The following is an 11946-nucleotide window of genomic DNA, read 5'->3' as shown; positions in this document are numbered from 1 at the left end:
GGTGTTCCACTAATAAGAAGATAATACGGTTTTTGGAAATTTTCAATACTTTTAGTTAACAGCATCAAAAAAATGATCCTGTTAACTTGTAGTGATGGAAGACAATAGAACACTCATAACACGCGCAATATCATTCCGTTCAGTTTCAAGAGATTTCTCACTACACAAAAGCTATTTACGTACATTGGAAGATTCTCAATATTCTTAAATCCACGCTTGGCTCGTACAAAGTCTTGGAATAAGGAAAACTTCGATTCACATTGATTGTTTTGCCCAAGTCTCACAACAATATGATTGATATTCTTGTATAGTATCTTCACTGCACCATACGCACCAAGTCCATCTGTAATTAGTTCGATTGTTCTTTCGTTGTTACCAAAGAACTTCTCTAACAATATCTTCACTTGACCCATATCGCGATATTTGGATACATGCCAAGCAACAATAAGATTCGTCTCATGGTCAACTAAGAACCAAACATAGTACTTTTTGGATTTAAACAAAACGACAGTTTCATCACCATGGACTTTGAAAGCATCTACAGGAACGAGGATGGAAAAGAAACAAGACAACTTAAGGATCCACTTGTAGATAGCGACATGAGAGACTTTGATATTAAGTGAGTCTCTGATGGAACGCAAGGACACAGCTTTGAAATAAAGGACGAAGGCTTTAAGGACAATAAAGATAGGGAAACGGAAGAACTTGAAAGAGTCGAAAGGAAGAGGGACAAATTGAGGTAAGTTAGTTGGGATTTCGTCTCTGGTATGGCAAGAACGGCAACGGAACTTAACGAAGGCTTTTTTGATTTTGTGGATTTGCATAGTTTTTCCACAGACAGGGCATTTAGGATAAGGGAAAGAGAAGAGCTTGTGTTTTTTTGAATGAACAAGTCTGAAAGTGCGCTTACAGTCTTTGCAAAAGTATTGTTGGTTACCGTACTTATCATGACCGTTTTTGTAGATGTTGGTAGAGCCGCATTTGGGGCAAGAGACTACAGAATTTTGCATAGTGGAGTACCTCCTTTTTGTGAGAATTGATGGTGGGGGGTGTTCCACTAATAAGAAGATAATACGGTTTTTGGAAATTTTCAATACTTTTAGTTAACAGCATCAAAAAAATAATGGGGGGCGAAATCATGGAAAAGAAGTTCTTAACAGCGACGTTCATCTTCGAAGCGGGAAGTTTGAACTATGGGGAAGGTACTGGAAATTACTCTGAGCTCAAAAAATTAACTCGTGGGAACGGACAGATGTACACATACATCTCCAGACAGGCCTTGCGGTACGATATTGTAAGGCTTGGAGCGGAAATGTACGGCTGGGACCTGAATGTTGTGGACAAAAATCAAGACGTGATACAGTTCAGTAAAGAGAAAACTATAAAGGATTCTGTTGAGATGGATCTTTTCGGATATATGAAGACTCAAAAAAATGAGGCTGGTGTTACGAGATCGGCAGTCGTAAGACTAACGCATGCAATCTCGCTTGAGCCATATAAAGGAGATTTAGAATTACTAACGAACAAAGGATTGGCCGATAGGATCGGGGAAAATCCGAATCTTGCGAACATTGAAAATCATTTGAGTTTTTATAGCTACACGGTTTCTATAGATCTTGATAAAGTAGGAGTGGACGGTGATATTGTGCTTGAAAAACAACAAAGATTGGAAAGGGTTCTGCAGTTGCTTGAGATTTTGAAGGTTTTAAACAGAAAAATTAGAGGACGTATTGAAAATTTGGCTCCAGTTTTTTCAATCGGTGGCGTTTACCCAATACCAAGTCCGCTGTTTTTGGGAAGTTTGAAACTGAAAACCTCGCTTGGAAAGTTTTACATAGATTGCAAACCTCTGGAAGAAGTTCTTAATGCAAAGTTTGAACTCATTGGCGATGGATATACACCAAAGCATGATACGTTGGTAGGAATAAAACGTTCTTTGTTTGATAATGAAGATGAAATAGCTAAATTGGTAGAGGACAGCAATCACGGGGATATTTATAGATTTTTCGAACTTCTGAAAGCGAAGGTGAGGGAATACTATAACTCAAATGGGAAGTGATTTAGTATGAAATGTTTAAAACTCCATTTGTATCAGGAAACAGCGTGTTACAAGAAACCGTTCGCTTTCAAAGTCGCTGAGACATACCCGCTACCGCCGTATTCAACAATAAAAGGTATGATGCACAAGCTTTTAAACGCGGATAGATTTATTGATATGAGTGTAAGTGTTCAAGGAACCTATGAGTCAATTTTCAATAACTACGTGACATTTTATTCATTTAAATCAGACAACGAAAAACCTTCAAAGTTCCCTTTAAACGTCCTGCTTTTGTATAACGTTGAACTTATTATTCATGTCTACAGCCACGAACCTATTTTGGAAAGGATATTAGAAGCACTACGTTCAACTAATGAAACAATATCTCTTGGAAGAGCGGAGGACCTTGTTGTTTTGAAGAGAGCCGACTTCGTTGACTTTCAAAAGGTTTCGATAGATGATCTTGAGGATGAATTGAGATTTTTAAAAAATTCGTTCTACATACCTACGTTCTACAACGCAGTTGACAAAGGTGTATTCTACAAAATTCCATACAAGTATCAGATAATAAACGGGATAAGAACGTGGGAGGAGCTTGTAGACGTTTACCATGTGCAAAAAGGCACCTTTCTAAACTCTGCTACTGCATACATCGACAATGAAAACGATTTGATTTTCTTCCATAAGGAACCTGAGAGTCTTACAAGCTCTTAAATTTGAAGGGCTCAGTACGATTAAAATTTAAGAGGGTGAATACATGAATGAAAGGGTTAATCTGCTTGCGAAAAGTAATGGAGAAACCCTTAAGGTGCATACTAATAAACTTTTGAAAAATCTCTCCATTCTGAGAAAAGTTTACTCAAACGACCTTGAGGAATCTGGTTTTCACGATAAAGATTGGGATTTAGTTTATTACGCAGCCTTGTATCACGATTTCGGGAAAGCAGCGCCAGATTTTCAGCAAAAATTGAAGGATGAAAAACATAGCAAGAATGGTAAGGAAATTCCGCATGGTTTCCTATCACCTGTTTTTCTGGATTACGACACAATTCACAAAAAATATTCTGATGATGAAGCTAAGTTACTTGTTCATGTAATTGCTCACCATCACGATAGGGATATTCCAGATGCAAAAAAATTACTTAGCGTACTGAAAGAGCTTGATGACCTTGCCGATGTGTTAAACGAGCATTTTGGGAAGCCGATTGCGAAATATTGTCCGAAGGAGTATAAGAGATATCTCAACGTCATTTTGAAAAAAGACTTTGAAATATCGGGAGATATAAAGAGAAAGTACATATTAGTGAAAGGATTGTTGAACAGGCTTGATTACTCAGCATCTGCAAATGTTCCAATAGAGATCCGTCCAGCAAGAAGTGTCAGGCAGAAAACAATCGAATGGATGCAAAGACAAAATTTTAACCTCAGAGATGTACAAGATTTTGCAATTCAAAACTCAAAGAAGAATTTGGTCATTGTTGCATCAACGGGTATGGGAAAGACTGAAGCAGCACTTTTGTGGAGTGATGCAAGAAAGACGTTCTTCACGTTGCCGATACGTACGTCGATAAACGCTATATACAAGCGTATCAAAGCGTTGATCGGTTTCAAAGATGTTGGATTGTTACACTCTGCTAGCTTAGAGTTCCTGTACGAAGATTCCAAGAAACAATCCGAAATAGTGGAAGACTACTTTAATGTATACAAGTTATCTAAAGAGCTATCTTATCCGATTACAGTTTGTACGATTGACCAAATATTCACATTCCCATTTAGACATTGCGGATATGAGAGGATTTTATCTACTTTAGCTTATTCAAACGTTGTGATAGACGAGATACAATCCTACACTCCGAAAATTGTCGCCACTATCATCGCTGGTCTTAAAGAGATAACTGATTACGGCGGCAGATTCTTAATAATGAGTGCTACGATCCCAAACATCTACATTAATGAGCTGGAAAGAATAGGGATAGGATTTGAGGTCAGTGAATTCTATGACTTTGAACCAAGAAACATGATGGCAGTAATTGAGGATGAAATAGCGAATGACCTTGGCCGAGTTACTGAGCTTTCCAAGAAACATAGATGTTTGATAATCACAAATACAATTAAGAAAGCTGTTGAACTCTATACGAGGATTAAGGAGACCTCCCCAGAATGCAACGTAAACCTGTTGCACAGCATGTTTCTCAAAAAAGACAGACTTGAAAAAGAAGAGCAAATCATGAAGATGAAAAGACCTGGGATTTGGATTTCAACACAAATAGTCGAGGCATCTTTGGACATCGACTACGATTTTTTGTTTACAGAGTTCTCAACACTTGACAGCTTGTTCCAAAGAATGGGAAGATGCTACAGAAAAAGAACTTACATGGGTAAGATACCCAATGTTTACGTTTATACCCGTAACTGTAGCGGTGTCGGAAGGATTTACGACAGAGAATTGCACAATTTAGGGAAGGATTTGCTTTATGAGTTTGACAACAGGTTCATATTTGGCAAAGATAAAGCACAATCGGTTCGTGAAGCGTATAGTAAAGAAAGGCTCGAAAACACAAGGTACTACAATGAGTTCAAAAAAGCATTGGAGATGATTCTCACGGGACTTCCAACTTGTGAACTAAGTAAACAAGATGTACATAAAGAGCTGAGAGATAGTGCAAAGTTGAAAGTCATACCTGTTCAAGTGTTCGAAGAGCACAAGGATTTAATTGAGCAATTCAAAATGGAGAAGGATAAAGTTAAGAGATTTGAAATGTACATAAGCAACATCTCACCTTTGACGGTGGAAGTGCCTTTCTTCAAGCTAAGTGAATTAAAAGACAAGCTTGAATACGACCAAGAACTTGATGTTTTTAAGCTTTACGTAAGATACGATAAAGAACTCGGACTGATATTTAGCGAAGAAGTTAAACAGGAAAGCGTGGAATTCATATAAAAGTAGTTATTAGGAAGGAGTTGTGTTGTAAATTATATGGAGAACGATTCTTTCAAAGATTTTGATAACTACGAAGAGATTTTAATGCAAGGCACAAAAGTGAATTACTACTTTGTGTGTAAGCGTAAGCTGTGGTTTTATAGTAAAGGCATAACTATGGAGAAAAACGATGATTCTGTGCTTTTAGGTAAGCTCTTTCACGAAGAGGAGAAAGAAAAGTATGGGACACGCGCGGATGTCGAAATAGATGGTGTGATCAAACTTGACAGATTAGATGCTAAAAGAGTCTTCGAACTGAAATCAACTAAGAGCATGAAAGAAGCCGCAAAGTACCAGCTGCTCTACTATATTTATGTTTTGAAGCTTAAAGGTATAAAAAGAACAGGTGTTCTTGTTTTGAAAAATTCAAGGGAATACGTCGAACTAACACCAGAGGAAGAACAGAAACTCGTAGATGTTATTCAAGACATTAAAAGAATTGTGAAAGCAAGCGCTCCTCCAAAACAGAAGAAAACTAAAAAATGCGACGAATGTGCTTATTATGAGCTATGTTTCGGAGGTGCAGATATGTGAGAAAATCATACAACATAGTAAGTTCAGGGACCTTATCGAGAGATGAAAATTCGATATTACATGAAAGCAAGGATGGTGTAAAAAGACGAATTCCTATTGAAACAGTTGATGAGATAAATATTTTCTCCGATTTGAGCATTACAACAAAGTTCTTAAATTTAATTTCGCAGTACGAAATACCGGTACATTTCTTTAATTATTATGGTTTCTATACAGGCAGCTTCATGCCACGAAAACGTAACATTTCTGGTTACTTAATTGTAGAACAAGTCCGGCATTATCTTGATACGGAAAAGAGACTATACCTTGCGAAAGCTTTTGTCGACGGTGCGATTTTTAACATGGTGCGAAACATGAAGGAATATGATTCCACTTTCGAAGAGGTGAAAGAAATAGAAAAGATATGGGGCAGGATTAACGAGGTACAAAACATAGAAGAACTCATGAGTGTGGAAGGAGCAGTTAGAAAATTATACTACAAAAGTTTCTCGAAGATAATTAAGAATTTTACCTTCCAGAAAAGAGTTAAAAGGCCACCCGTGGATCCTGTTAATACACTCATTTCGTTCTTGAACTCGCTTATGTACACAACAGTTCTAACTGAAGTATATAAAACGCATTTGGAACCGACAATCAGTTACTTGCATGAACCATCGGAGAAGAGGTATTCACTAGCACTTGATATAGCTGAGATCTTTAAGCCTATGGTTTGCGATAAAGTTCTTTTTAGACTTACAAATTTGGGTATGATCAAGGAAGAAGATATTGAGTGCGAAAATGATATTTGTTATCTAACTGAGAACGGCAAGAAGAAGGTAATCAAGGAATTTTCAGACAAGCTTTTAACCACAATATACCACAGAACCCTGAAGAGAAACGTAAGTTACAGAGAAATGATCAGATTTGAGTGTTACAAACTTATAAGGCATGTGTTGAATGATGAAATTTACAAACCACTTAAGGCGTGGTGGTAGCTTGTTTGTAATAATTACTTATGACATTGGTGAAAAGAGAATAACGAAAGTAAGAAAAATTATACGCAAGTATCTGTTTTGGGTTCAAAATTCGGTTTTTGAAGGCGAAATAACAGAGGGAAAGTTGCAAAAGTGCATAAACGAAATAAAGAAAGTAATTATAGAAGAGGAAGATTCTATTTTCGTTTATAAAATATACGGAAACGGTAGATTTGAGAAGAAGATAATTGGACTCGAAAAAAGTGTTAACGACGAATTCATATAGCCAACAACCAGTGCAGCGAACTTTCTCCAGTAAAAAAAATACCAGAAAACACTGAATAGATCGATAATTATCGATTATTTTTTTGAAATTTTCTATGTACTGACTTTTGGTTTGCTGCTCATGACACCATTTTCAGTTATCTTATCACTTGATATACGACGGCTTATAAAGTATCTTCCGAATTTGTTTTGATTAGGATAAAATTAAGTACTTTGTGAAACTGTTCTATATTAACTATGTGGGATGTAAATTATGAAAAGTTTGAAAGTTCCGTGTTTACAAGGTACCAAGTTCTATATTAACTATGTGGGATGTAAATGAAAGAGCAAGACGATGTGAACATTCTTAAGCTCACGTGTTCTATATTAACTATGTGGGATGTAAATTTTGATAAAACAGCAAGCGTTCAAGCACCAATTCAGTTCTATATTAACTATGTGGGATGTAAATAAGAAGCACTAAAGGAATATGACGTATTCAAAGCAGGTTCTATATTAACTATGTGGGATGTAAATTATAACGAATTCTATAGCGCACAGACGTATAATTATAGTTCTATATTAACTATGTGGGATGTAAATTCGCCCAGTTTTTGCTCTTAAAAAGAGCTATCAAAGTTCTATATTAACTATGTGGGATGTAAATCTGCCAATCCAGTTCTTTGCCCAGCCTTCAACTTGCAAGTTCTATATTAACTATGTGGGATGTAAATGTGCATTAACTTTCGCACTGCTACCAGAAGGAATAGGTTCTATATTAACTATGTGGGATGTAAATAAGTCGTATTCTACACCAGTCCAGCTTGTAACATTAGCGTTCTATATTAACTATGTGGGATGTAAATCGGCTAGCACAGCTGCTCTTACAACAGCTTTAGCAAGTTCTATATTAACTATGTGGGATGTAAATCGTGTTTAACAGTGTTGCGTTGATGTCGTATTTTCTGTTCTATATTAACTATGTGGGATGTAAATGATACCTCAACGGGATTTAACAACGCAATACCCGTCCTTGTTCTATATTAACTATGTGGGATGTAAATTTGAAACTAATAGTATAGAAGTTACCATCACGGATCCAAGTTCTATATTAACTATGTGGGATGTAAATTAGAACTTTGGATTGGTAACCGGTTTGCCGGTGTGAGTTCTATATTAACTATGTGGGATGTAAATTCTTACAGAAGATGGAGTCTCCTGCGCTGGCTTATGAGTTCTATATTAACTATGTGGGATGTAAATATTAGTAACAAATGCCATCCAAAACACACTGTATAGTTCTATATTAACTATGTGGGATGTAAATAGGTGATCTTGATGCTCGTTTGCTGCTGGCTGAAAAGTTCTATATTAACTATGTGGGATGTAAATTCCGCCAGACCATCACCGTTGCTATCCACGCTAAAGCGTTCTATATTAACTATGTGGGATGTAAATACAAACGGTCTCTACAGGCATTCCTATGCTCACCAATGTTCTATATTAACTATGTGGGATGTTAATCTATGAAGGCGACAAACGTGTGCTTGACGAAGTCAAGTTCTATATTAACTATGTGGGATGTAAATATCGCAAATACAGAAGATTATAGAAGTCAAATTCAAGTTCTATATTAACTATGTGGGATGTAAATTTGTATAAAAATCTTTCTGAAAAGATTACATTAGCTGTGTTCTATATTAACTATGTGGGATGTAAATTTTTGTTATTCCAGAAGGTGTAAAAAATTGTTTTAAGTTCTATATTAACTATGTGGGATGTAAATGCCTCTTCAACGGATTGTCTGTGTCTGTTACAGTATGTTCTATATTAACTATGTGGGATGTAAATAGAGAAAAGCTTAGTCAGATTAACGAGCTCAGGCGAGGAGTTCTATATTAACTATGTGGGATGTAAATTTAGTGGTTCTGTATACAGCGTATCTGTCGTCCCAGTTCTATATTAACTATGTGGGATGTAAATAGGCATAGACGTCCCACTCCTCATCGCCTTTATAAGTTCTATATTAACTATGTGGGATGTAAATTGTTCTCGTATAAACCGAGAAAGTCGTTTCTAACCAGTTCTATATTAACTATGTGGGATGTAAATTTCTAAGTATTCCAGCAAGTCCAAGAGCGATGATTGTTCTATATTAACTATGTGGGATGTAAATACTTGGTCAACAAATTTTCCGAGTTCTTTTTTTGCGAGTTCTATATTAACTATGTGGGATGTAAATAAAAGCCGGCATGAGAGTTGGGCAGAAGCTGCTGTTAGTTCTATATTAACTATGTGGGATGTAAATTAGTAATCCAAGTGGGTAGTCCGGGTAGGTAATTCGGTTCTATATTAACTATGTGGGATGTAAATTGTAACCCGAACCGAGATAGAGTTCAGAGTGAATGTGTTCTATATTAACTATGTGGGATGTAAATCAGTTAGATGGGCTTGTTGGTCAGAGACCGAACACAAGTTCTATATTAACTATGTGGGATGTGAATTTTGTTCGTGAGTATGAATTAAAATCTGTAACATATGTTCTATATTAACTATGTGGGATTTAAATTTCGTTGAAGCAAAAAGCAAACTCGAGGAACAAATCAAGTTCTATATTAACTATGTGGGATGTAAAGAATTAATGGTTTGATTAGCTTGTAGTCCAGATCTTGTGGTTTTATATTAACTATGTAGGATGTAAATAACAACTTCTCGTTCCTCAGCAAGTTGGAAAAGAAAGTTTTATATTAGCTATGTGGGATGTAAATGCGAGATAGAAAGCCTGGTGAAGTCAGGGAATTTTGGTTCTATATTAACTACGTGGGATGTAAATATGGCTTCGGTGATACAAGTTGCTGGTAGGTGTAACGTCCTATATTAACTATGTGGGATGTCAATTTGGGTAACGTTTTACATCATCAACCGTCCATCGTGTTCTTTTTTATAAGTATTTGGATGGAAAGACTACACTCACTGAGCTTCAGGGTGCAAATTTTGGTCGTTTTATATGAACCTGGTGCGATGTAAAGTTTGATGCAAAATAGTGCTAAAATCATGTCAAACAAGACGGTATATTAAATATTTAAGACGTAAAAAAAGTGAAAACTTATATGAGCTTGCCTATTTATAGGTACGTTCAGTCTGTTGAAACTTGCATTTTTTATACAAGTCTGCTGGTTTTTTCGGTAAGTGTATGATATGATACAGTTGGAAAAACTTTTGATCGTGCCTATAAGGGTTTAATCATCCAAACAAGCAGGGTTTTTGCCCTGCTTGTTTTTTGTATTGTAAGATGAAAGATTCCTCTCGTTATGGTATAATATTCTCAAAGCGAACTTTGTATGCTGTGAGGAGGAATCATCAATGCGTATATTGAGCGGTATTAGGCCTACCGGAAAGGTTCATATTGGTCATTATGTGGGTGTTTTTGAGAATTGGGTAAGACTCCAGAACGAAGGGCACGATACTTTTTATTTTGTTGCCGATTGGCACGCACTCACAACGCACTATGAAGATACCAGCGAATTAAGGCAAAATACATTTGAGCTTGTGAAGACGATGATGGCAGTTGGGCTTGAGAAGTCAACTCTGTTTGTCCAGTCCGCTATTAAGCAGCACGCTGAATTGTTTTTGCTCTTTGCGATGGTAACTCCACTGTCTTGGCTTGAGAGAGTGCCTACGTACAAGGAGATGCGCCAGCAGGTTACAAACAGAGACCTTTCGAATGCAGGTTTTTTGATGTATCCAGTTTTGCAGGCAGCGGATATTTTGATTTATAAAGCCGATGGGGTGCCAGTTGGGGAAGATCAGGTGTACCACATCGAGCTGACTCGTGAGATCGCAAGAAGGTTTAATTATATTTTCAAGAAAGAGGTCTTCCCGGAACCTAAGGAGCTTCTTTCCAAGGTGCCAAAGCTTCTTGGTACCGACGGTAGGAAGATGAGCAAAAGCTACGGAAATACGATCCCGCTGATCACAACCGAGCAGGAGCTTTCGAAGATGATAATGCCGATGGTCACGGATACGAATAGGAAAAGAAGAAGCGACCCGGGTAATCCGGAAGTGTGTCCAGTTTGGGATTATCACAAGGCGTTTGGAACAGCTGATAATCCAGAGGAAAAGCAGTGGGTGTACGAAGGATGTACGCAGGCGAAGATCGGATGTATTGATTGTAAGAGGTTGCTTTTGAAGAATATGCTCGGCAAACTTCAGCCGATATGGGATAGGTACAATTCTATTTCAGATGATGAGGTCAAGGCAAAGATGGAAGAGGGAAATGAAAAAGCAAGGCAGGTTGCCCAAAGAACTATGAACGAGGTTAGGGAAGCTGTGCAGATAATGTTTTAAATGAAAGGAGTGGAATATCGTATGCCCATGGCAGTGGTTATGGATATCTTTTGGTCGATTGTTGCTTTGGTAATCGCTTACGTGGTTCACAAGATTATCATGAGTTCTATTAACAGGTTTGTGTCGAGTATAGGAAAGGAAGTTAAGGCACCGAAGACGTTGTCTGTGCTTCTTGGGTTTTTGATATATGGTTTTGCAATTGCTGGTATTTTGGCAATTTGGGACGTTAATCTTGCGCCGTACCTTGCCGGTTTGGGAATTTCAGGTATCGTGCTCGGTCTTGCACTCCAAGAACCTTTGACGAACTTCATGTCCGGTATTCTGGTCTTGGTGACAAGGAAAGTTTTTGAAGGTGAAGTTGTTGATGTGGACGGCCTAACCGGGATTGTTGATGTGGTGAAGATGAATCACGTGCACCTGCGTACGTTCGATGGGAAGTTGATTCTAATTCCTAACCGAAAGGTCTGGTCTGGTACGGTTACGAAGTTCTGGCCTGGAAGGTATAGAAGGATAGATGTTGATGTTACGGTTGATTATTCGTCGGATTTGGACAAAGTCGTTGCTATTTTGAAGAAGGTCCTAGAAGAGGAACCACTTGTTGTTAAGGATGAATCGGTACAAAACAATGTCGTTTTCAAGTCTTTTGATTCGAATGGTGTAACGTATACGGTTCGATTCTGGGCGGAGCGAGAAACTTACTTAGATGCGCTCAATGCTGTAGCGCATAGAATTAAGAGGGAATTTGATGGTTCTCGAATTAAGATACCGTTTACTGTTGTGGAAGTTAGGAAACCAGAATGAGTATTGACTTGGTGAAGTTTTGGAGGGAT

General features: G+C 37.5%; 8 protein-coding genes, 1 pseudogene and 1 CRISPR repeat array. Of the genes and pseudogenes, 8 read left to right on the top strand and 1 reads right to left on the bottom strand.

Annotated features, from left to right (window positions below; genetic code table 11):
• Window positions 1-81: 81 nt before the first annotated feature.
• Window positions 82-1010 (bottom strand): annotated as a pseudogene (locus NA23_RS07805) (DDE-type integrase/transposase/recombinase).
• Window positions 1011-1138: 128 nt separating this feature from the next.
• Between NA23_RS07805 and cas7i the strand changes: the two are divergent.
• From cas7i to NA23_RS07765, 8 genes are all read left to right on the top strand, one after another.
• Window positions 1139-2059 (top strand): type I-B CRISPR-associated protein Cas7/Cst2/DevR, encoded by a 921-nt coding sequence (cas7i, locus tag NA23_RS07800; protein ID WP_033192116.1) that lies wholly within the window; start codon window positions 1139-1141, stop codon window positions 2057-2059.
• Between the two features lie 6 nt (window positions 2060-2065).
• Complete coding sequence (gene cas5b, locus NA23_RS07795) at window positions 2066-2752, top strand: type I-B CRISPR-associated protein Cas5b (RefSeq protein WP_033192115.1); 687 nt, start codon at window positions 2066-2068, stop codon at window positions 2750-2752.
• A 43-nt stretch (window positions 2753-2795) separates the two neighbouring features.
• The gene (locus NA23_RS07790) at window positions 2796-4979 is read left to right on the top strand and encodes a CRISPR-associated helicase/endonuclease Cas3 (RefSeq protein ID WP_033192114.1); all 2184 of its coding nucleotides are present in this window, start codon (window positions 2796-2798) and stop codon (window positions 4977-4979) included.
• Between the two features lie 36 nt (window positions 4980-5015).
• Complete coding sequence (gene cas4 / locus NA23_RS07785) at window positions 5016-5552, top strand: CRISPR-associated protein Cas4 (protein ID WP_033192113.1); 537 nt, start codon at window positions 5016-5018, stop codon at window positions 5550-5552.
• Entirely contained in the window at window positions 5549-6526 is a 978-nt protein-coding gene (cas1b, locus tag NA23_RS07780) for a type I-B CRISPR-associated endonuclease Cas1b (protein ID WP_033192112.1), read from the top strand. The genes cas4 and cas1b overlap by 4 nt, the downstream gene beginning before the upstream one ends.
• The gene (cas2, locus tag NA23_RS07775) at window positions 6489-6791 is read left to right on the top strand and encodes a CRISPR-associated endonuclease Cas2 (RefSeq protein ID WP_342636987.1); all 303 of its coding nucleotides are present in this window, start codon (window positions 6489-6491) and stop codon (window positions 6789-6791) included. Before cas1b ends, cas2 begins: the two co-directional genes overlap by 38 nt.
• 222 nt (window positions 6792-7013) lie before the next feature.
• Window positions 7014-9667: direct repeats of the CRISPR family, unit length 29 nt; unit sequence GTTCTATATTAACTATGTGGGATGTAAAT.
• Window positions 9668-10132: 465 nt separating this feature from the next.
• Window positions 10133-11116 (top strand): tryptophan--tRNA ligase, encoded by a 984-nt coding sequence (trpS, locus tag NA23_RS07770; RefSeq protein WP_033192110.1) that lies wholly within the window; start codon window positions 10133-10135, stop codon window positions 11114-11116.
• A complete protein-coding gene (locus tag NA23_RS07765; RefSeq protein ID WP_249477014.1) occupies window positions 11117-11917 on the top strand; it encodes a mechanosensitive ion channel family protein in 801 nt (266 codons plus the stop codon).
• Window positions 11918-11946: the final 29 nt, after the last annotated feature.

It is taken from the genome of Fervidobacterium islandicum (genome assembly GCF_000767275.3).
Lineage (GTDB): Bacteria > Thermotogota > Thermotogae > Thermotogales > Fervidobacteriaceae > Fervidobacterium > Fervidobacterium islandicum.
This window is presented reverse-complemented; position numbering and strand designations above follow the sequence as displayed.